This window comes from Paraburkholderia sp. RL17-380-BIE-A, from assembly GCF_046028085.1.
GTDB lineage: Bacteria > Pseudomonadota > Gammaproteobacteria > Burkholderiales > Burkholderiaceae > Paraburkholderia.
Genome location: NZ_JARESQ010000010.1, coordinates 271,361 through 291,200 on the forward strand (window position 1 = coordinate 271,361; position 19,840 = coordinate 291,200).

Annotated in this window: 20 protein-coding genes; 5 read left to right on the top strand and 15 right to left on the bottom strand. The window is 62.9% G+C overall.

What is annotated here, in order from left to right; all coding sequences use genetic code 11:
- Positions 1-97: 97 nt before the first annotated feature.
- Positions 98-1,009 carry a LysR family transcriptional regulator gene (locus P0D68_RS19255; RefSeq protein ID WP_408187255.1) on the top strand — a complete coding sequence of 304 codons (912 nt, stop codon included), beginning with the start codon at positions 98-100 and terminating at the stop codon, positions 1,007-1,009.
- 144 nt (positions 1,010-1,153) lie between these two features.
- Here the strand turns inward: P0D68_RS19255 and P0D68_RS19260 are convergent, their stop codons facing one another.
- From P0D68_RS19260 to P0D68_RS19270, 3 genes are all read right to left on the bottom strand, one after another.
- A complete protein-coding gene (locus P0D68_RS19260; RefSeq protein ID WP_408187271.1) occupies positions 1,154-1,468 on the bottom strand; it encodes a hypothetical protein in 315 nt (104 codons plus the stop codon).
- A gap of 176 nt (positions 1,469-1,644) precedes the next feature.
- A complete protein-coding gene (locus P0D68_RS19265) occupies positions 1,645-3,327 on the bottom strand; it encodes a long-chain fatty acid--CoA ligase (RefSeq protein WP_408298966.1) in 1,683 nt (560 codons plus the stop codon).
- 105 nt (positions 3,328-3,432) lie between these two features.
- A complete protein-coding gene (locus tag P0D68_RS19270) occupies positions 3,433-4,206 on the bottom strand; it encodes an SDR family oxidoreductase (RefSeq protein WP_408298968.1) in 774 nt (257 codons plus the stop codon).
- A 268-nt stretch (positions 4,207-4,474) separates the two neighbouring features.
- Here P0D68_RS19270 and P0D68_RS19275 point away from each other — a divergent pair, with 268 nt between their 5' ends.
- The gene (locus P0D68_RS19275) at positions 4,475-6,280 is read left to right on the top strand and encodes an acyl-CoA dehydrogenase (protein WP_408298970.1); all 1,806 of its coding nucleotides are present in this window, start codon (positions 4,475-4,477) and stop codon (positions 6,278-6,280) included.
- Positions 6,281-6,565: 285 nt separating this feature from the next.
- The gene (locus P0D68_RS19280) at positions 6,566-6,925 is read left to right on the top strand and encodes a BON domain-containing protein (protein ID WP_091801595.1); all 360 of its coding nucleotides are present in this window, start codon (positions 6,566-6,568) and stop codon (positions 6,923-6,925) included.
- A 187-nt stretch (positions 6,926-7,112) separates the two neighbouring features.
- Here P0D68_RS19280 and P0D68_RS19285 read toward each other — a convergent pair whose 3' ends face one another.
- The 6 genes from P0D68_RS19285 to P0D68_RS19310 all read right to left on the bottom strand — a co-directional run bounded on the left by P0D68_RS19285 (position 7,113) and on the right by P0D68_RS19310 (position 12,121).
- The gene (locus P0D68_RS19285) at positions 7,113-8,261 is read right to left on the bottom strand and encodes a DUF1501 domain-containing protein (protein WP_408298972.1); all 1,149 of its coding nucleotides are present in this window, start codon (positions 8,259-8,261) and stop codon (positions 7,113-7,115) included.
- Positions 8,262-8,266: 5 nt separating this feature from the next.
- Positions 8,267-9,850, bottom strand: a complete 1,584-nt coding sequence (locus P0D68_RS19290) for a DUF1800 domain-containing protein (RefSeq protein WP_408298974.1) — start codon at positions 9,848-9,850, stop codon at positions 8,267-8,269.
- A 96-nt stretch (positions 9,851-9,946) separates the two neighbouring features.
- Positions 9,947-10,465 carry a periplasmic heavy metal sensor gene (locus P0D68_RS19295; RefSeq protein ID WP_408298976.1) on the bottom strand — a complete coding sequence of 173 codons (519 nt, stop codon included), beginning with the start codon at positions 10,463-10,465 and terminating at the stop codon, positions 9,947-9,949.
- Positions 10,462-10,887 carry a hypothetical protein gene (locus tag P0D68_RS19300; protein ID WP_408298978.1) on the bottom strand — a complete coding sequence of 142 codons (426 nt, stop codon included), beginning with the start codon at positions 10,885-10,887 and terminating at the stop codon, positions 10,462-10,464. The genes P0D68_RS19295 and P0D68_RS19300 overlap by 4 nt, the downstream gene beginning before the upstream one ends.
- Positions 10,884-11,444: an RNA polymerase sigma factor gene (locus tag P0D68_RS19305; protein WP_408298980.1), complete on the bottom strand. Its 561-nt coding sequence runs from the start codon at positions 11,442-11,444 to the stop codon at positions 10,884-10,886. Before P0D68_RS19305 ends, P0D68_RS19300 begins: the two co-directional genes overlap by 4 nt.
- Positions 11,445-11,800: 356 nt before the next feature.
- Complete coding sequence (locus P0D68_RS19310) at positions 11,801-12,121, bottom strand: YXWGXW repeat-containing protein (RefSeq protein ID WP_408298982.1); 321 nt, start codon at positions 12,119-12,121, stop codon at positions 11,801-11,803.
- 295 nt (positions 12,122-12,416) lie between these two features.
- On the opposite strand from P0D68_RS19310, the gene P0D68_RS19315 reads away from it, so the two are divergent.
- Positions 12,417-13,109 (top strand): HAD family hydrolase, encoded by a 693-nt coding sequence (locus P0D68_RS19315; protein WP_408298984.1) that lies wholly within the window; start codon positions 12,417-12,419, stop codon positions 13,107-13,109.
- A 9-nt stretch (positions 13,110-13,118) separates the two neighbouring features.
- Here the strand turns inward: P0D68_RS19315 and P0D68_RS19320 are convergent, their stop codons facing one another.
- Positions 13,119-13,511: a carboxymuconolactone decarboxylase family protein gene (locus P0D68_RS19320; RefSeq protein WP_408298986.1), complete on the bottom strand. Its 393-nt coding sequence runs from the start codon at positions 13,509-13,511 to the stop codon at positions 13,119-13,121.
- A gap of 308 nt (positions 13,512-13,819) precedes the next feature.
- Here P0D68_RS19320 and P0D68_RS19325 point away from each other — a divergent pair, with 308 nt between their 5' ends.
- On the top strand, positions 13,820-14,068 hold the full coding sequence (locus P0D68_RS19325) for a hypothetical protein (protein ID WP_408298988.1): 249 nt from the start codon (positions 13,820-13,822) through the stop codon (positions 14,066-14,068).
- 96 nt (positions 14,069-14,164) lie between these two features.
- Here P0D68_RS19325 and cysS read toward each other — a convergent pair whose 3' ends face one another.
- The 5 genes from cysS to cyoA form a co-directional block, all read right to left on the bottom strand.
- Entirely contained in the window at positions 14,165-15,553 is a 1,389-nt protein-coding gene (gene cysS / locus P0D68_RS19330) for a cysteine--tRNA ligase (protein ID WP_408298990.1), read from the bottom strand.
- A gap of 325 nt (positions 15,554-15,878) precedes the next feature.
- Positions 15,879-16,211, bottom strand: coding sequence for a cytochrome o ubiquinol oxidase subunit IV (gene cyoD / locus P0D68_RS19335; protein ID WP_408187266.1), 333 nt, complete (start codon positions 16,209-16,211; stop codon positions 15,879-15,881).
- Positions 16,212-16,817, bottom strand: coding sequence for a cytochrome o ubiquinol oxidase subunit III (gene cyoC, locus P0D68_RS19340; protein ID WP_091801627.1), 606 nt, complete (start codon positions 16,815-16,817; stop codon positions 16,212-16,214).
- Complete coding sequence (gene cyoB / locus P0D68_RS19345) at positions 16,817-18,805, bottom strand: cytochrome o ubiquinol oxidase subunit I (RefSeq protein ID WP_091801630.1); 1,989 nt, start codon at positions 18,803-18,805, stop codon at positions 16,817-16,819. Before cyoB ends, cyoC begins: the two co-directional genes overlap by 1 nt.
- A gap of 3 nt (positions 18,806-18,808) precedes the next feature.
- Positions 18,809-19,708 carry a ubiquinol oxidase subunit II gene (gene cyoA, locus P0D68_RS19350; RefSeq protein WP_091808717.1) on the bottom strand — a complete coding sequence of 300 codons (900 nt, stop codon included), beginning with the start codon at positions 19,706-19,708 and terminating at the stop codon, positions 18,809-18,811.
- Between the last annotated feature and the right edge of the window lie 132 nt (positions 19,709-19,840).

Sequence of the window (19,840 nt, forward strand, 5' to 3'; positions counted from 1 at the left end):
TGTGAAAGCATGGAGCGCATCGTAGAACGGCCACGGCCCGTAAATACGCTGCTAGACTCAAAGCATCCTTAACTTCAGGTTAACAATAGGCCGTTCCATGACCTCGTCCATCCAACCTGACGACCTCGCCTTTTTCTCCACGCTCGCCGCGAGCGGCAGTCTGACGGCGGCGGCGCGCGAACTCGGCCTGAGCACGGCAGCCGTGAGTAAGCATCTGGCGCAGATGGAATCGCGCGCGGGCGTCTCGCTCGTCAACCGCACCACGCGGCGCATGAGCCTCACGCCCGAAGGCGAGCTGTATCTGACGCGCGCACGGCGCATTCTGAGCGAGATGGATGACCTCGCCCAGTTGCTCGGCGGCTCGCAGGCGGCGCCGAAAGGTCTGCTGCGCGTCAACGCAACACTCGGTTTCGGGCGCAGCCACGTCGCCCCGCTGATCTCGGCGTTCGTCCGGCGCTTTCCCGAAGTGGACGTGCAGTTGCAGTTGTCGGTCGACCCGCCGCCGCTCAGCGACGACGCCTTCGACGTGTGCGTGCGCTTTGGCGAACCACCGGATGCGCGCGTGATCGCGCGCCGGGTGGCATCGAACCGGCGCCTGCTGTGCGCCGCGCCGCGCTATCTCGCGCAACGGCGAGCGCCGCGCAGCCCGGCGGAATTGGCGCAGCACAACTGCATCGGCATTCGCCAGGGCGGCGATGGCTACGGGCTCTGGCGTCTGACCAGCGGACGCGGCGCCGCGGAGCAGACCGAAACGGTGCGCGTGCGTGGCAACCTCACCACCAATGACGGGGAAATCGCAGTGAAATGGGCGCTGGACGGCCACGGCATTCTGATGCGCGCCGAGTGGGATATCGCGGAGTATCTCGCCGATGGCCGGCTCGTCCACGTCATGCCCGACTACCGCACGCCGGGTGCCGACATCTATGCTGTGTATCCACAGCAGTTACAAATGACGGCGCGTGTGAAGGCGTTCGTCGACATGCTGATCGAGACGCTCGGCGCGCGCTGAGTGGGTTGGGTTGGGTTGCGCTGAATTGGGTTGGATTGAGTCGGCTCGCATCCCTCCCGCGCGCATGCACACGCGTGCAACACGGTGGCGCGTCCCGGCGGCAGCCGCGCGAAATTCAATCACGTCGCGCGGCTGGAGCCACACTTACTGACTCGCGCCTGCTCCGACGCCGGCCTTCTTCTCGGCCTTCTGCAGCTTGTCCGGATAGGTCGGATCATTCTGGGCCGGCTGGTAGCCTGCGTCTTCGAGCTTCTTCAACTCGGCATTCTTCTTGGCACGCGCCTGCTTGCGTGCCTCCTTGCGCTCGGCCTTGGTGGGTTTCGCACTGCTTGCCGCGGCAGGCGCCGCGGTAGCAGCAGCGCCGCTGGCATCTTGAGCCGCGGCGAGCGGAATGCTGCCTGCCACCAGGGCGGTGACGGCAAGTCCGAGCATGATCTGTTTAACGGCAAAGCTCTTCATCTTCAATATCCCCTCTCGAAAGTTGGCAATAGCCTCGAAGCCTGTCTGCAAGCCTTTGTCCAGCACCACGAGCCGCGCACTGCAACCACTGCGGACTCGCGATAAGAGCTTACAGGCAAACCATCCGAAGAGTATTCTCAGCGCCGCGAGCGGGTTTTTCGTCAAGCAGACGAACCTCACGAGCCGGCCGTGCGCGCCGCGTCCTCTTCCTGCAATTTCCGCCACAAAATCTTGCCGCTGCCCGATTTAGGCAGCGACCCGACGAACTCGACGATGCGCGGTGCCTTATACGAGGCCATCTGCTCATGCGCCCAGTCGATGATCTCCTGCGCAGTAATCGTGCCTGCATGCGCCGCGTCCGCCACGACCAGCGCTTTCACGGTCTCGCCGCGTTTCTCGTCCTTCACGCCGATCACGCACACCTCGTGAATCGCCGGATGCCGGTACATCAGCGCCTCGACTTCGGCCGGCCATACCTTGTAACCGGACGCGTTGATCATGCGTTTCAGGCGATCGGTCATGAAGAAATAACCGTCTTCGTCGATATGGCCCAGATCGCCAGTCCGCAGAAACCGTTTGCCGTCGAGTTCGATGAACGCCTCCGCCGTCGCTTTCGGATTGCCCCAGTAACCCTGCATGACCTGCGGCGCGTTCGTGACGATCTCGCCCGTTTCGCCTTGCGGCAATTCCTGTAGCGAGACCGGATCGATCACGCGCGAGTCCACGTCGAACACGGGAATGCCCAGGCATTGCGGCTTCGGCCGGTGCGGCGGATTGATATGCGTGCCGGCAATCGTTTCCGTCATACCGTAGCCTTCCACATAATCGAGTCCTGTCAGCGCCTTGAGCTTTCTCGCAATCGCGTCCGGCATCGCCGCGCCGCCGCCGCGAGTGCCGGTGAGGCTCGACAGATCGTATTCGCCAAGCTTGGGGTTCGACAGAAAGTCGACCATCATCGTCGAGATGGATTGCCATGCGGTGACGCGATATTTCTGCATGCATAGCGCTGCCGCTTCGCGATCCCAGCGCGGCAACAGGACGATCGTTGCGCCCGAGAAGACCGCGCTGTTCATGCCGCCTTGCATGCCCGTCACGTGAAAGAGCGGCAAGACCGATAGATAAACACCGTCAGATGGCGCCGAGAACCACACACAGCCGCCGAGCAGCGTGCTCATCACGCTGCGGTGCGTGTGCATGCAGCCCTTCGGCTTGCCGGTGGTCCCCGACGTATAAGGCATCACGCACAGATCGTCCGGACCGGTGGTGAGCGGCCCCGGCGAGATGTGCCGCTCGATCACGTCTCGCCACGGCGTGACGCCGGCAATGTCGAAGGTCTTACGCGGCGCGGCGACGAATTCAGGCACGGGAATCGGCGACGGCCGCTTCAGATAATCGCTATAGGTCGCGACGATTGCGTGCTCGATGCCCTTGCCGGGCCCGCTGCCGATCAACGGCTCGACGTTCGCGAACAAACATTGCGGCGCGATGATCGTAGTCGCACCGCTGTCTTCGACGTAATGCGCCAACTCCGCGGTCATGTTCATCGGATTGACCGGCACCACCACGGCGTTCGCCCGAAGAATGCCGTAATAAGCAACGATCCATTGCGGACTGTTCTGCATATAGAGCAGAACACGGTCGCCCGCCTTGACCTGGCACTCCTGCTGCAGAAAGCCCGCAACCCGCTCGGATTCGTCCTTGAATTCTGCAAACGTGATCGCCGTGTCGTAGAAGATGACGAACGGCTTGTCGGGAAAGCGCGCCGCCGAGACTTCAGCGTTATAGAAAAGACTGGTCTCGGGTAGCGTCAAATGCAGTGGCACTTGCGGCGGCCAATGCGCATGATGGCGTTCGTTCATCAGCGTCTCCTGATTTTTTAGTGTCCGCGCGCGGTTCGCCCGGTTCGCGCGGTTTGCCCGAGCCGCGCGCTTCGTTCACATCGTCACGCCTGACCCGCGTCGCACCTAGACGATGATCGCGCCACCGTCCACCGCGAAATCCTGACCGGTAATATGGCGCGACGCTTCACTCGCAAGAAACACGATCGGGCCTTTGAGATCTTCGTCGCCACCCAGGCGCTGCAACGGCGTGCGCGAAACGATCGAGTCTTCCAGTTTGCCAAGCAGACCCGCCGACATTTTCGAAGGGAAAAAGCCCGGGCAGATCGCGTTGACATTGATGTTGTACTTGCCCCATTCCGCAGCCAGCGCGCGCGTGAAATTGATCGCGGCGGCCTTCGACGTGTTGTACGCAATCGTGTTCATGCCCGGCGGCGATCCCTTCAGCCCCGCTACCGATGCGATATTGACGATCTTGCCCGCGCGCCGCGGAATCATGCTGCGCTTGCCGACTTCTCGCGCGAGAAAAAACGGTGCATTGACGTTCAGGTTCATCACCTTGTGCCACGCTTCGTCGGGATAGTCTTCGGCGGGTGCGCCCCATGTCGCGCCGGCGTTGTTGACCAGAATATCGATACTCTCATGCACGCCCAGCACTTCATCCACGAGGCCGGGAATGCCCTCGAAGCGCTGCAGGTCGTTGACCACCGTGTGCACTTCGATACCGCGCTCTTGCAGATGCGTTTTTGCTTCAGCGAGTTCGTCGGCCTTACGCGCGGTAATGGCCACGCGGCACCCCATTTCGCCGAGTGCCTCGGCCATTTGCAGACCCAGTCCGCGAGAGCCTCCGGTGATCAGTGCAACCTTGCCGTCCAGTCGAAACAGGTCCTTCACAGACATTGCGTCGCTCCTCCAGATTGTTCTGCTGTGCAGAGTGGTTGACCACATTGTTCGTCCATCATACGTGCCGGAATTCAGCCTGTAAATAAAAGCACGCTCATTCACTTTCGTTATAAACTGACATGCAACGCCGCCAGACGGAGCATTGGGAATTACCCGGATAACGCGCTTTTCAGCCCTGCCGTGCTGAGGCATTCGGCTGTGTTTTTCCTTATGCGTTGCGCACCTGTTGCGCATAACGGCTTACTTTTTCTACGGGTCTTCTGTCATGCAAGATGCGCTGATCATCAACCCGCGTGATCTCGAGTTCCAGTTGTTCGAAGTGCTCGAAGCGCAGACGCTCACGCAGCGCGCGCGCCATGCCGATCACAGCCGCGAGACCTTCAACGCCGCACTCGAAACCGCGCATGCGGTTGCCGTGGAAAAATTCGCGACGCACAACCGTCTCTCCGATGAACACGAACCGCAGTTCGACGGTCAGCGCGTTACCCTGCCCGCCGAGGTCAAGCAGGCCCTCGACGCATTGCGCGCCACCGGTTTTCTCGCTGCGGGTAAAGACTACGAATGGGGCGGCATGCAGCTGCCCTCGGTGATTTCGTTCGCGTGCCTGTCACTCTTCAAGGGTGCGAACATTGCCACTGCGTCGTATGCCATGTTGACCACGGCGAACGCGAACGTGATCGAACGTTTCGGCAGCGCGGCACAGAAGCGAAAATATCTGCAAGCGCTCTTCGAAGGCCGCGCGTTCGGCACCATGGCGTTGACGGAACCGCAGGCGGGCTCGAGTCTCTCCGATCTCGTCACGAGCGCCACGCCGAATGCGGACGGCACGTATTCGATTCGCGGCAACAAGATTTTCATTTCAGGCGGCGACCACGAACTGAGCGAGAACATCGTGCATCTGGTGCTGGCGCGTATTCCCGGCGCGCCGCCGGGCGTCAAAGGCATCTCGCTCTTCACCGTGCCCAAATTCCACGTCAACGAAGACGGCACGCTCGGCGAGCGTAACGACGTCGCGCTCGCCGGACTGATTCACAAGATGGGCTGGCGCGGCACGACGTCGACCATGCTGTCGTTCGGCGAACACGGTCAATGCATCGGCGAACTGGTGGGCGAAGCGCACCAGGGTCTCGCCGCCATGTTCCACATGATGAACGAGGCGCGCATCGGCGTCGGTCTAGGCGCGGTCATGCTCGGCTACCGCGGCTATCTGGCCTCGCTCGATTACGCACGCGAACGGCCGCAAGGGCGTCGTCCCGACAACAAGAACCCACTCGATCCACAAGTGCCGCTGATCGAACACGCCGACGTGCGCCGCATGCTACTCGCACAAAAAGCCTATGTGGAAGGGGCTTATGCGTTGTGCCTGTACGCGGCGCGTCTCGTCGATGAACAGAACACCGGCGAGAGCGACACGGCACGCGCCGAAGCGGGCCTGCTGCTCGACCTGCTGACGCCGGTGGTGAAATCCTGGCCGTCCCAATGGTGTCTGGAAGCGAACAGCCTGGCGATCCAGATTCACGGCGGCTACGGCTATACGCGTGAATACCCGGTCGAGCAGTTCTATCGCGACAATCGCCTGAACATGATTCACGAAGGCACCCACGGCATCCAGGCCATCGATCTGCTCGGCCGCAAGGTGACGATGAAACAGGGCGCCGCGCTCGGCCACCTGGCACGTGAGATCCAACGCACGATCGATGCGGCGCGCGAGCATGCACCACTGCATGCGCACGCCGCTGCGTTGGGCGAAGCATGGACCGACCTGACTGCCACGATCGAAGCACTGCTGCCCGCGTTGGCTCAAGACAGCGAACGCGCACTCGCCAACGCGAATGCGTTTCTCGAAGCCTTCGGCCATATCGTGATCGCGTGGACGTGGCTGCGGCAAGCGATCGTCGCCAGCGCCGGACTGAGCGCATCGCATACCGAGGCAGACGCGGACTTCTATCGCGGCAAGCTGCATGCGTGCCAGTGGTTCTTCCGCTGGGAACTGCCGCGCGTCGCGTTGATGCTAAAGACGCTGCGTGCTTTGGATGACACCACGCTCAGCATGGCGCCGAACTGGTTCTAGGCGCTGCGGCGCCGGCGAATTTGCAGCTCGAATCGCGGAAACATCCTTGCTCGATGCAACCGGCAGCAGCCAACGCAATGTTGCCGGAACCGCTCCCCATGCGGTGCTCCAGCCAGTTTTTCCAGCATGAGCGCGTGCGCTGGAGTATTGTTTAAGCGCGCCGGGAGCGACGCGGCATGACTCTTCTACAAGACAGAGTGCTCCTCGTGGGCGGCAAAGTGCTCGCAAGCGCGTGGTTTTTTGCATGCAACAAAGCGACATCAACTTTTCGAGGATGGAGAAAACGTGAAAACAGTCAATCTTTTGAAGGCGCTGGGCATCGCATTGTGTGTGGCAACTGCGTCCAGCGCCTATGCCCAGTCGAGCGATGCGGCGCCGTCCGCCGACGCGTCGGCGCCCAGTGCCAAAACGGTCAAGAAGGCGGACCGCTCGCTTGGTCTGCAGGTGCGCAAGGCTCTGTCGAAAGCGCAGGGTTTTGACGTGTCGAACGTGTTTGTCCGGGCGCGCGGTGGCGTAGTCACGCTGACGGGATCGGTGCCCGACGGCGCGCAGATTCCGCAGGCGGAGGAAGTGGCAAAGAATGTGGCGGGTGTGAAGTCGGTGAATAACAAGCTGACTATCGGCACCCAAGGCGGCGGAGGTTAAGCGCCTCTTCTGTCACCCGGTGAGTTGCCAGGTGACCACAGGCGGCGCCGCTCGTCGCTCAATGAGAGCGTAAGGCGCTGCCTGTCGTCCTGGTATTTGCAACTCAGCGTCGCAGTGGAACTTGCGTCACGCGAGCTTGCAGCCCACCTGATCGCTCGCCGTATCTGCCCGAGGTCCGCTCGCCGCACTAAGCTCGCACGATGCCTGCCAACGGCCGCCCCGCCGCCGTCTGGCCAAACAGCACAGCCGCCGTACGCTGTGGATCGAGTCCGAGGCTTTCACTCGCGGTGCCGGCGATCAGCGCATCGAGCGAAGTGGTCGGTTTGAGATCGCGCGCTTCGTAAAGGTTGTGAGGCGCGAGACCCGGCCAGTCGGCGATCACGCGCCCGCCCCGCACCGAGCCGCCCAGCACCATCGCCACCGAGCCCGCGCCATGATCGGTGCCGCCCGTGCCGTTGGCCGCGGCGGTTCTGCCGAACTCCGTCGCGACCAGCACGGTGGTCTTGCTCCACAATGGACCCATGCCGTCGCGCAACGCGGCGAGCATCGTATCGAGCGCCTTCAACTGATTGGCGAGGCGTGCGTTCTGCGCGCTATGTGTGTCCCAGCCGCCGGTTTCGATCATCGCGATGCGTGGGCCGTTCTCGCGCGCCAGGAAGCCGGCGGCGAGCTTGCCGAGGCTCGCCGGATCCTGGCGCGCGCCGGCGTCGCCGGCAAGGCCGCGCGCGGTCATCGCCGCCTCCCACAACGGGCGCAACTGCGCGTCCTGGTCGTAGAGTTGCGAAACGCGCGCGAGCAGATCATCGGGCGCTTGCGGCAACGCCGAGGGCGCATACGACGTCACACCCGCCGCGCCGCGCAACGCCATCGGCACGGTCGGCGCGAATGCAATCGCGTTCTCGCGCGTGGCGGGCAACTGCGTGACGAGCCGGTTCAGCCAGCCGTCTTTCATCTGATACGGCGACGTACCGCCGGTCTCGAGCACGTTCTGTCCGTCGAAGTGCGAGCGGTCCCGATACGGCGACGCCACCGCGTGTACGAACAGCGCCTGCTGGTCCGCGTACATCGCGGCGATCTGCGCCATCGCCGGATGCAAAGCGAAGGTGCCGTTCAGACGCGGCGCGTTCGAAGTGTCGATGGCGAGCGCGCCACGCAGTGTGGCGTAGGCGGGTTCGGCGTAGGGGACGACGATGTTCAGACCGTCGGCGGCGCCGCGCTGGATCACGAACACGAAGCGGCGCTCGGTGGCGACGCTTGCAAATGCGATCCGCGGCGACACGAGCATCGCGCCCGCGCCGGCAGCGGCGACGCTCAGAAACTTGCGGCGTGACAGCATGGCATTCATCTCCGTTGGAAATCCGGCGAGACCAGTAACAGCGCGATCGCCGTGGACGCACTTTCAGCGCGAGACACCGCAGTCGCCGTCGGCGCACTGAGCGAACCGGCGAACCAGGTCTGGCCGAGCGAGCGGGCGTCGAGCCGGTCGCCGACACGCGCGGCGAAACGCTGCGCCACTTCGACCCGGCGCACGAGCGCGTCGGGCGCGGCCCAACTTGCCGCTATGTCGTCGTAGCCGGCCGGCGACCCCGGCCGCCACACCGGCTGGCCGAGCTGGGTAAGAATCGGGGCCGCCTGCTGGCTGCCGAGGTCGCGCCAGCCGAGTCCGCGCATCGACGAAATGGTCCATTCCCATGGCGTCTTGAACTTCACGGCAGTGGGCGACCACGCTTGCGGCATTTCGATCAACGCCCGGTACACGGCCGGCAGATCGCCGCCGCTGCGCTCGAACGCACTGGCGAGCCGCTCGCTCACGCCGGGCGGAGGATTGTCAGCGACAAAATGACGGGCCAGTTTGCCGCCGATATGCCGCGCGGTCGCAGGCGCACTTGCGAGGTCATGCAGGATGGCGAGCGCCTGCTCTTCTCCGGGCTGGTCGTAGCGGCGGCCCATGAGGGTCCGCGAGCCAGGCTCATGCAGTGCGGCGCGAAACACGAAGGTGCCCGGCGCCGCGCTCTGCCGCATCGCTATCCGGCCCGCGTTGCCGACATTGGCCGGGTTGCCCGCGACACTCCAGCCCGTTAGCGCGCGGGCAAATTCGGTGACATCGTCCTGGGTGTAGCCGCTGCGCACGCCGAGCGTGTGCAGTTCCATGATCTCGCGCGCCAGGTTTTCGTTCAGGCCGCGTTTGCGATCCGGATCACGCTGTGCGGCACGCAGGGCCGCCATGCTGTCCGGCCCTACCGAGCGCGTCTGGTCGAGAAACAGTTGCATGGCCGGATGACGTTCCACGGCCACCAGCATGTCTTCAAAGCGACCCAGCACATGCGGACGAATTGCTTCGGCCTCGAATGCGCCCGCCAGTGCGGCGACGCCCGGCTTCTCGGTGGATATCGCGAAGTGGTTGGCCCAGAAATGCACGAGCCGCTCGACGAACGGCGTCGGCGTGGTCAATGCACTCGTCACCCGGGCATTCACGGATGAGCGGTACAGGTCGAGTATTTCACCACGCATGGCTTTTCGTTCGGCTTGTCTCGCAGTTTGAGCGTTTGCCTGGATCGCGGCTTGGGCGTTGGCTCGGGCGCTGAATTGCGAGCTGGCTTGGGTGCTGGATTGCGCGTCGCTTTGAGCGTTCGTTTTCGCCTCAGGCTGCGCCGAATTGCGCCCGATTGCGGATTGGCTCGCCGCGCCCTCGCCCGCATTCTGGCGAGCCTGCTGGGCGAACTGCATGCGCTGCTGCAGCAACTCGGTTGAAAGCGCCACCGAGTCCGGCTGACTCGCCCACGCGGCCGGCCGCGCCTGGTATTGTTCGAACTGGGCGAGCAGCCAGGCTTTCGGGTCGGCGGGCGGCGTATCGTCGGCGCGCGCGCCCAGGCCGAAGCGATTCAGAGCGATCGCTGCCGCGTTCAGGTTCGGTGAGTTGGCCATACCATCCTCTTCGGCTTTGGATAGTCTTTAAACGGCTGCCTCGGGCAAATCCGTCGCGAACGCCCGCGCTGTGTTGCTGTTTTTTTCTGTTGCCTCTTAATCGCCAGAAGCTTCGCTCGATGCCCGATTTGCCGGCTTGTTCGCACTCGCCGATGGCTGGGGTTCGCGCCACTGCCCGCGCAGCTTCAGGCTGTCGGCGAACCGGACGCGCTCCTCGGGCGACAACGTCGCCGCGAAATCCGCCACACTGCCTTCCACTTGCGCGCGCAGGCGGCTGTCCGCGTCGCGCGTGCGGGCGAGCGCGGCATCGAGCGCCGCGCGATCGAACTGTGGGGCCGCCAGCAGACGTAGCACGTCGCGACGCCCTTCACGACCGTCGCGAGCATATTGCCGGCCTTCGCGGCGGGCGTCCTTCAGGCTGTCCACGAACGCCTTCTGGCGGTCGGCGGAGAGCGTTTGCGCAGCGAAGCGCAGCGCGCGCTGTTGGGCCAGCACCGGCGCCGCCGCACCGCGCGCGGCAAACCATTGATAAGCACCACCGACGATCGCGCCCACCAGAAACACGTTCAGCACCAGCGAGGCCACCAGCACGATTTTCCAGGTCCGGCCGTTCATTCGTCGCTCCAATCGGCGGACGAACCACCAAAGCTCGAAGTTAAATAAGACGACTCATGGACTGGCGGCAGCTGCTGCGCCGCGCCCGTCAGAACGAAGAACGAGACCGCAAACGCGCCGGCCACGCCGCCCATCAGTCCAACGCCCGCTATCGCCGCGCCCGACCACCACAAGCGCCGCCGTGGCGCAGTTCGGCGACCCGGCGCAGCGTCCAGCACGCGCTCGAACAAGGCCGCGCCGGGCGGCGCGACCTTGTCGGCGGCAAGCCATGCATCGACGCCGGCCGCCTGCGCGAGCAACGCATCGGCTTGCTCGCGATGCGTCTCGGCCCACGCCTGTGCCGCCGCGCGGTCCTGTTGCGGCCAGCGGCGCGGCTCGGCACCGTAGGCCTCGACGATCTGATGGAATCTTTCGGGCGTCATGACTTGTCCTTGCTAAGGCCGCTGCCGGCCAGTTGAGCGCGCAGATTGCGGCGCGCGCGGGCCAGCAGACTTTCCAACGCATCGACGGTGATGCCCATCAGGGCCGCAGCGTCGATGTTCGACATTTCCTGGTAGTAGTTGAGCACGAGCGCCTCGCGTTGCCGTGGCGGCAACGCGGCGAGTGCGTCACGAACCCGCTGGTCCTGCGCACGTGCTTCGAGACCGGCCTCGGGAAGCGCGGCGGGATCGATTTCTTCCGGCATCTCGCCGTGCGGATCTTCACGCCGGCCGCGCAGGCGGTCATAACAGAGGTTGAGCGCGACGCGATGAACCCACGTATCGAATTTCGCCTCGCCTTCCCGCCAGCGCGACGCCTGTTTCCAGATCCGCACGAACACCTCCTGCGCCACATCTTCCGCTTCCATGCGATCGCCCAGCATGCGCGTGGCGAGCGCCAGCAGACGCGGCAGCTTGCGCGAGACGAGCGAACGGACGGCGGCCGGATCTTGCCGGCCGATCCGTTCGAGCAGTTCCGCGTCGGGATCGCGTTCGCTCAAGGCAAGCCGCTCCCCGCCACGAGTTCATCGTGCCACATGGACCGCGTCGCAAGACGAACCTCGGTCACCTGGCGCCGCTCCTTTCGAGGCATCTCATGCGGGCTTCCTCTCATTCGGATCGTTGTGCGCGCACCTGATCGAACAGCGCGCGCGGATCGCGGAGACGGCGTCTTGCCGAACCCGTCCATGGTCAATATACGACGACCGCCGGCCGATAGTAGGCCGGCCGCGCGGGGTACACCACACAGCCGGCAAGCATGGCCGCCAGCAGCATTGTCAGGAGCGTTTTCATAGCGATCCGCCTGAGTAAGGGATGCAGCACGTCACGGAACGTCGAGCGCAGGGCCGCTAGCAGGTCATGCCCAGTGGCCTTCGATCCAACGCCAGTTGGGACCGCGCTGCACCCAATGCCCAGGCACCCAGTGATAGCCGACGCGCACCGCCTGCCAGTGGCCGGGCACCCAGACATACTGCCCCTGATCCCAACGCCAGCGGCCTTGATCCCATACATAACCGGCGCGCGGTGCCGGTACCACTTCCACGCGAGGCGGCGGCGGCGCCATCGGCGCGACGATCACCGCCTGCGCGAAGGCCGGCGCGGCCGTGAGCGTGGCGGCGCACGTCAGCGCGGCCGTCAGTACGGAGGTAAGAAGACGAACGGGTTTGGTGGATGTCATGCTGGTTTCTCCCATGAAAGCCGAGGCCGCAAGCGGCTTCGTTTCTTCTTGAACGCAGCGGCGGGAAAAAACCGTCGCTGCGCGTCGTTTGAAAAATTCAAAAGGGAAGAAGGATGCGCGAAAACTCGCGCTGAGACGCGAGACGCAGAGTCGCAGCCGTTCGCGCATCGCTTGTGGCGTCAGCAGAACGACAGCAAGCGTTATGCAAATGAATAAAAAACGATGCCTTCGGTAAGGCGCGCGAGCCGGTGAGGTATCCTTGCCGGTTCCGCAACCTCTGCACCTCCCCTGCCCGATGGCCGATTTCCCTTTCGACGCCGTACTCTTCGACTGCGACGGCGTGCTCGTCGATTCCGAACCCATCACCAACCGTGTGCTCACCGAAATGCTCGGCGAGCTCGGCTGGCCATTGAGCGTCGAAGAGACGATGCGTATTTTCGTCGGCAAAGCCGTCAGGGACGAAGCCGCGCTGATCGAAGCGCGCACCGGCTTTGCGATCACGACTGACTGGCTCATGCAGTTTCGCGCGCGCCGCAATGCGGCGCTGGATCTCGAACTGAGCGCGATTTCCGGCGCGCCTCTGGCTGTGCGCGAGTTGCATGCGTCGCTCGATGGACGCATCGCGGTCGCATCCGGCGCGGACCGGATCAAGGTGGAACTGCAACTCGTGAAGGCCGGGATACTCGATTGCTTCGAAGGACGCATTTTCAGCGGCCACGAAATGCCCCGCAGCAAGCCCTATCCCGATGTGTACCTCGCCGCGGCCGCGGGTCTTGGCGTGGACGCGGCGCGCTGTGCCGTGGTCGAAGATACCGTGACGGGCGCGACGGCGGGGGTTGCAGCGGGCGCCACGGTGTTCGGCTATTGCCCGGTCGAACTCGGCCACAGCAGCGCGACCGCGTTGCACGGCGCCGGTGCCGTGCACGTGTTCAGGGACATGGCCGAGCTTCCCGCCTTGCTCGCGGGATGGCGCAGCGTCTCGCGCTGACTGCGGCCGCTACTCGAACGCCGGATCGATCGGCACGCGGTAGCCTACCGCGAGCCGGTTTGTTTCGTTGGCCACGCCCACTACCGCAAGCAATTCGCCGAACATCTCGTCGGTCATGCCGGCGCGGCGCGCGGCCGCCGTGTGGCTCGCCACGCAGTAGCCGCAGTTGTTCGTCACGCTCACCGCGACGTAGAGCAGTTCCTTGATCAGCGGATCGAGTGCTCCGGGCGCCATCACATCCTTCAGACTGTCCCACGTGCGCGCGAGCGTAGGCGGATGCTGGGCGATGTACTTCCAGAAATTATTGACGTCCTCGACCTGACGGGTCTGTTTGATATCGTCGTAGACGGCTTTGACTTCCGGCGACGCCGCGGAATACTCGACGGCTTTGAGCTGGCTCATGGGTTCTCCCTACCTTGCTGACGAAAATCGGCGAACTGCGCGCGCCATGCGCACGGTTCATGGTGGCCGTCTATTGTGCCGTGATTTTCCGCGGACTTCACGCCTGTACCCCTCGCCAACAGAAGTCGGCGAACCGCCGACACCGGCCTGCAGCCAGTTGGCCGGCGTCCATCACACATGCCTCGAAAGATCGCGCAGACGCACGCGGCACGCCGCTTTGCCGCCGATGGCACGGTGTGTGCAATCGATCGGCTTGAGTGCGGCAATCACCGCTCTCTTCGATCCACTCACTCCGTTGGAGATCCACCATGAAAACGCTCGTCCTCAAAGACCTGGCCCGTACCGAAGAACTCGACCGTGCGGCGTCGCTATCCGTTCGCGGCGGCATGGCTTGCCTGACTCGTGAAGCGCCGTCCGTGTGCCCCGGCGAATTGCAGCCGGTGTTCGTTCGACGCGGTTGGAATCCGTGTCCGCCGGTTCATCCCGGCTGCGGACCGGTCTACTTCCCGTTTGGCAAGCTGCCGTCGCATTCGGAACCAACCATCGTGCCGCTGTAATGCGCCGGCACGGCCCGATGGAAGCGGCGTGGAAAGCCTGCGCCGTGGCGTGGCGAGTGCGCGAGTCTGAGCGCCTCCGTCACGCCGCCTGACGCGCTATCGGCTCCTGTCTCGCTGCCTCAGTGTCTGGCCGCTTGCACTGTCTTCCACCAGCCAGCCGCTTGCCATCAACACCTCACGCAAACGGTCCGCTTCGGCCCATTGCTTCGCCGCGCGTGCTTTTGCGCGTTCGTCCGCCAAGGCCGCCATATCCGCGGGAATCTCCGAAGCATCATTGTCTCGCCAGTCGGCGAGACCCAAGCCGAGCACGGCATCGAAGCGATCGACTGTCGCCCTTCGCGTCGCCGCCGGCAGATCGCTTCGGACCACATCCCATAACACCGCGAGCGCGCGCGGCAGGTTCAGGTCGCAATCGACCTCGGCCTTGAAGCGCGCGACGCTTTGGGCGTCCGGTGTGCCGCCTTGCGGCCATTGCACATAGGTTCTGCGCAAACGGTCCAATGCGGCTTGCGCGGCGTCCAGCGCGGCGTCGTTGAAACGCAGGCTGCTTCGGTAGTGCGCACCAAGGCATAGATAGCGGTACGCAAGCGGATCGTTGCCGCGCTCGATCAACGTCTGCAAGCGCACGAAATCGCCGCTCGACTTCGACATCCTGCCCGCGTCCAGCAAAAGGAAATGGCCGTGCATCCAGAAGTTGGCAAGGCGCGTGCCGTGGCGTGCCTGGGTCTGCGCGATCTCGTTGCTGTGATGCACGGGAATGTGATCTTCGCCGCCGCAATGAATGTCGAACCACGGCCCCAGATATTTCGCGGACATCGCCGAGCACTCGATATGCCAGCCGGGAAAACCGCGCCCCCACGGGCTTTCCCACTCCATTTGCCGGGCTGCGCCGGGCGGGCTGAACTTCCATAGCGCGAAGTCGGTCGCGTGCCGTTTTTCGCCGGAAGCAACACGTTTGCCCGCCTGCAAGCCCGCCACGTTCAGACGCGCCAGATAGCCGTAATCATCCTGCCGGCTCGTGTCGAAATAGATGCCGTCGACAGTGCGATACGTGTACCCGTTACGTTCGAGATCCGCGATAAAGTCGATCTGTTCGGGGATGTGATCGGTCGCACGGCACCACACGGCAGGCTCCAGAAGGTTGAGTGCGCGCCAGTCGTTCATGAACGCCGCCGTATACCGCGCGGCGATCGCCCAGGCCGACTCGCCGGTGCGGCGGCTGCCCTTCTCCATCTTGTCTTCGCCTTCATCCGCATCGGAAACCAGATGGCCGACGTCGGTGATGTTGACCACATGTCTCACGGTATAGCCGTCGAGCATCAACGCGCGCCGTAGCACGTCTTCGAACACGTAGGTCCGGAGATTGCCGATATGCGCGTGGTCGTACACGGTCGGCCCGCAACCATACAAGCCGACATGATCGGGATGAATCGGCGTGAATTCGCGCACGGCGCGCGACCAGGTGTCGTACAGACGAAGCGGCATGAGATTCCTCCCGGCACTGGGTGGTCAAGCGTGTTCAAAAGCAAAAAGGCCACCGGTCGTGTGACGGGTGGCCTCAGGGATACGGACGTGTGCAGATCGACTCGCTAGACGCAAGCTCCCCTCGGCAGGCCGTAACAGCATGCGCGCAAAGAATGCGGACGGGAAAGGAGAGTAGCGTTCATGGAAACGATGCTAACGCGGGTTGACGGGTCCGGTCAATCGTCCGGGCCGCCCGAATGGATATCGCGCTTGCGCCCGCCACGACAAAAAACCCCGCAAGACTTTCGCCTTGCGGGGTTTCTTTCCGATCGATCCAACTATCGGTTTAGCGGGACATCATGTGCATGCTGACGTTGTGCATGACCCACAACGTGCCGCCGATCACGATGATCGCGGTGAGCACCGTGAAGGCAAACGCCATCACATTCCAGCGCTGCTCGGACGACGTATTCATGTGCAGGAAGAAGATCAGGTGCACGACGATCTGCACGAACGCGAGGCCCGCAATCGCGAGCAACGCATGCTCGCCCGTCAACGTCCCCGTCATGACGAGGCCGAAAGCCGCGACCGTCAGAATGACGGAGAGAATGAAACCCGTCGTATAGCTGCCGAGGCTGCCGTGACTTTCGCCTGCGTGTGCGTTATGGCTATGGTCCATTTAGATCACGCTCGCAAGATAGACAAAGGTGAAGACGCCGATCCACACGACGTCCAGAAAGTGCCAGAAAAGGCTCAGGCACGTCAGGCGAATCATGTCGCGTTCGGTCAGGTCGCGATGGCTGATCACCTGAATGGCGAGCACCACCATCCAGATCAGGCCGCACGTGACGTGCAAACCGTGCGTGCCGACCAGCGTGAAGAACGACGACAGGAACGCGCTGCGGCTCGGGCCGGCGCCTTCGGCGATCAGGTGCGAGAACTCGCGCAGTTCCAGCACGAGAAACGTGAGACCGAGCAGGAAGGTCACGGCGAGCCAGAACAGCAACACGCCCTTGCGCTTCTTGTGCGCGCCGAGCATCGCGAAGCCGTACGTAATGCTGCTCAGAAGCAGCATCGTCGTTTCGAGCGCGACGCCTGGAATCTCGAACAGATCCTTGCCGCTCGGGCCGCCCGCGAACTGGTGGCTCATCACCGCGAACACGGCGAACAGCGCCGCGAAGATGATGCAGTCGGTCATCAGGTACAGCCAGAAACCGAACACCGATTGCGACGGCACGTGGTCCGCGTCGTGATGCGAGCCGGCATCAATAGTCTTGGTTAACATCACTCCACCTCCAACGCGACCCGCGCACCAGCGCCAGAGCGTTTCTCTTCGATCTCCGCGACCGTAGCGGCCGGGATGTAATAGCCTTCGTTCTTCTGGAAGCTGTAGACGATCACGGTGCCGACCGCGCCGACCAGGCCGACGATCGCGAGCCACCAGATGTGCCAGACAGCGGCGAAACCGAGCACCAGCGAGAACAGACCGGCAATCACACCCGCCGACGTATTCGACGGCATATGAATGTCGCGGTACACCGGCTTCGCTTCCTTACCCTTGCGCGACTTCATGTCGGTGAACGCGTCGAGCTTGTGCACCGTCGGAATGATCGCGAAGTTATAGACCGGCGGCGGCGAGCTCATTGCCCATTCCAGCGTGTGACCGTCCCACGGATCGCCCGTGACGTCGCGATTCTGCGGCAGATTGCGGTCGCGAATGCTGACGACGATCTGCAACACCTGCAACGCGATACCGATAGCGATCAGCGCAGCACCACCAGCGGCCAGAATCAGCCACGGGTGCCACAACGGGTTGTCATAGTGGTTGATACGGCGCGTCATGCCCATGAAGCCGAGCACGTACAGCGGCGTGAACGCCACCCAGAAGCCGATCTGCCAGAACCAGAACGATGCCTTGCCCAGCTTTTCGTTCAGCTTGAAACCGAACGCCTTCGGGAACCAGTAGTTGAAACCGGCCAGATAACCGAACAGCACGCCACCAATGATCACGTTGTGGAAGTGAGCAATCAGGAACAGGCTGTTGTGCAGCACGAAATCCGCGCCCGGGATTGCCATCATCACGCCGGTCATACCGCCGATCGTGAAAGTAATCATGAAACCGATGGTCCACAGGATCGGCGGCGTAAATGTCAGACGGCCCTTGTAGATCGTAAACAGCCAGTTGAACACTTTCACGCCGGTCGGAATCGCAATCACCATGGTGGCGATACCGAAGAACGCGTTGACGTCCGCGCCCGAACCCATCGTGAAGAAGTGATGCAGCCACACGAGGAACGACAGCACCATGATCGCGCAAGTCGCCCACACCATCGTCTTGTAGCCGAACAGCGGCTTCTTGGCGAAGGTCGCCACGACTTCCGAGAAGATACCGAACGCCGGCAGGATCAGGATGTACACCTCGGGGTGACCCCACGCCCAGATCAGGTTCAGGTACATCATGGCGTTGCCGCCACCGTCGTTCGTGAAGAAGTGCATGCCGAGGTAGCGGTCCAGACCCAGCAACGCGAGCGTCACGGTCAGGATCGGGAACGACGCCATGATCAGCACGTTGGTGCAAAGCGCGGTCCACGTGAACACCGGCATCTTCATGAACGTCATGCCCGGTGCGCGCATCTTCACGATAGTCGCGAAGAAGTTCACGCCGGTCAGCAAGGTGCCGATACCGGAGAGCTGCAAGCTCCACAGGTAATAGTCGACCCCGACACCCGGACTGAACTGCAATTCGGAGAGCGGCGGATAAGCCAGCCAGCCGGTTTGCGCGAATTCACCGATCACGAGCGAGATGTTGATCAGGATCGCGCTGACCGCGGTCATCCAGAACGAGAGCGAGTTGATGAACGGGAACGCGACGTCGCGTGCGCCGATCTGCAACGGCACGATGATGTTCATCAGGCCGATCATGAAAGCCATCGCCATGAAGAAAATCATGATGACGCCGTGCGCCGTGAACACCTGGTCGTAGTGATGCGGCGGCAGGTAGCCCGGGTTCGCATAAGCGAGCGCCTGTTGCAGACGCATCATGATCGCGTCAGCAAAGCCGCGGAACAGCATGATCAGCGCGACCACGATGTACATCACGCCAAGCTTCTTGTGGTCCACCGACGTGAGCCACTCGGTCCACAGATAGCGCCACTTGCCGAAATAGGTGATCAGACCCAGGACCGTCGCACCGCCGAGGGCGATCATCACGGCCGTCACCATGATGATCGGCTCGTGGTACGGAATCGAGTCTAGTGAGAGTTTGCCGAACATGCGTTACCCCTTACCCTTTGGCGCACAGTTGGCGTCCTTCATGTTGTCGAGGACGTTACCGTTGTTGTATCGGGCAATGATGTTGTGAAAGAGCTTCGGATCGACCGTGGAGAAATAGCGCACAGGCTCCTTCTCGGTCGGCGCGGATACCGTCTGATAACGGTCCATGCTGAGGTTGTCCGACGAAGCGCGCACTTTCGCAACCCACGCGTTGAATCCTTCAGGCGTCGTGGCGAGCGCACGGAATTTCATGTCAGAGAAGCCCTTGCCGCTGAAGTTCGCCGCGGTGCCCGCGTAGTCGCCGGCTTCGTCCGCGATCAGATGCAGACGCGTTTGCATACCCGCCATTGCGTAGATCTGGCCGCCGAGTTGCGGAATGAAGAACGAGTTCATTACCGTGTCCGACGTGATCACGAAGTTCACCGGCGTGCCGACCGGGAACGCCAGCTGGTTCACCGACGCGATACCGAGGTCCGGATAGATGAACAGCCACTTCCAGTCGAGCGCGACGACTTCGACGTTGATCGGCTTCACGTTCGACTCGAGCGGCTTATACGGATCGAGTTCGTGCGTGGTTTTCCACGTCAACACGGCGAGGAACAGAATGATCAGCGTCGGAATCGTCCAGATGGCGATTTCGATACCCGTGGAATGCACCCAACCCGGACGGTATTCCGCGTTCTTGTTCGACGCGCGGTAGCGCCACGCGAACAGCAGCGTCAGCGCAATCACAGGAACGACCACGATCAGCATGGCCCAGGTGGACGTGGCGATCAGCTCACGTTCCGCCAGACCCACACTCCCCTTCGGATTCAGAATATCGAGGTTGCTGCAACCCGAGAGCAACAACACGAGGCCGGCGGAAAGGAAACTTAACGACCCTCGCAGAGTCTTTCCTTTCATAAGCATGGCCTCTTCTTTACGGCATCAACGAACGTCATTCGACCGCTCTCCCAATAGTAAGCGCTCGCATAATAGAGTGACGATTTGCCGCGATAAACCCTCATTTTTGCAACGATCTATTGCGCCGCAATA

Coding starts and splice junctions, on each gene's coding strand:
- P0D68_RS19325 (WP_408298988.1), top strand. CDS start 13,820: ATGAAAACGCTCGTCCTCAAAGACCTGGCCCGTACCGAAGAACTCGAC.
- P0D68_RS19320 (WP_408298986.1), bottom strand. CDS start 13,511: ATGAGCCAGCTCAAAGCCGTCGAGTATTCCGCGGCGTCGCCGGAAGTC.
- P0D68_RS19295 (WP_408298976.1), bottom strand. CDS start 10,465: ATGAACGGCCGGACCTGGAAAATCGTGCTGGTGGCCTCGCTGGTGCTG.
- cyoD (WP_408187266.1), bottom strand. CDS start 16,211: ATGGACCATAGCCATAACGCACACGCAGGCGAAAGTCACGGCAGCCTC.
- P0D68_RS19260 (WP_408187271.1), bottom strand. CDS start 1,468: ATGAAGAGCTTTGCCGTTAAACAGATCATGCTCGGACTTGCCGTCACC.
- P0D68_RS19300 (WP_408298978.1), bottom strand. CDS start 10,887: ATGACGCCCGAAAGATTCCATCAGATCGTCGAGGCCTACGGTGCCGAG.
- cyoA (WP_091808717.1), bottom strand. CDS start 19,708: ATGAAAGGAAAGACTCTGCGAGGGTCGTTAAGTTTCCTTTCCGCCGGC.
- P0D68_RS19270 (WP_408298968.1), bottom strand. CDS start 4,206: ATGTCTGTGAAGGACCTGTTTCGACTGGACGGCAAGGTTGCACTGATC.
- P0D68_RS19315 (WP_408298984.1), top strand. CDS start 12,417: ATGGCCGATTTCCCTTTCGACGCCGTACTCTTCGACTGCGACGGCGTG.
- P0D68_RS19290 (WP_408298974.1), bottom strand. CDS start 9,850: ATGGCCAACTCACCGAACCTGAACGCGGCAGCGATCGCTCTGAATCGC.
- P0D68_RS19275 (WP_408298970.1), top strand. CDS start 4,475: ATGCAAGATGCGCTGATCATCAACCCGCGTGATCTCGAGTTCCAGTTG.
- cyoB (WP_091801630.1), bottom strand. CDS start 18,805: ATGTTCGGCAAACTCTCACTAGACTCGATTCCGTACCACGAGCCGATC.
- cysS (WP_408298990.1), bottom strand. CDS start 15,553: ATGCCGCTTCGTCTGTACGACACCTGGTCGCGCGCCGTGCGCGAATTC.
- P0D68_RS19255 (WP_408187255.1), top strand. CDS start 98: ATGACCTCGTCCATCCAACCTGACGACCTCGCCTTTTTCTCCACGCTC.
- P0D68_RS19285 (WP_408298972.1), bottom strand. CDS start 8,261: ATGCTGTCACGCCGCAAGTTTCTGAGCGTCGCCGCTGCCGGCGCGGGC.
- P0D68_RS19265 (WP_408298966.1), bottom strand. CDS start 3,327: ATGAACGAACGCCATCATGCGCATTGGCCGCCGCAAGTGCCACTGCAT.
- P0D68_RS19310 (WP_408298982.1), bottom strand. CDS start 12,121: ATGACATCCACCAAACCCGTTCGTCTTCTTACCTCCGTACTGACGGCC.
- cyoC (WP_091801627.1), bottom strand. CDS start 16,817: ATGTTAACCAAGACTATTGATGCCGGCTCGCATCACGACGCGGACCAC.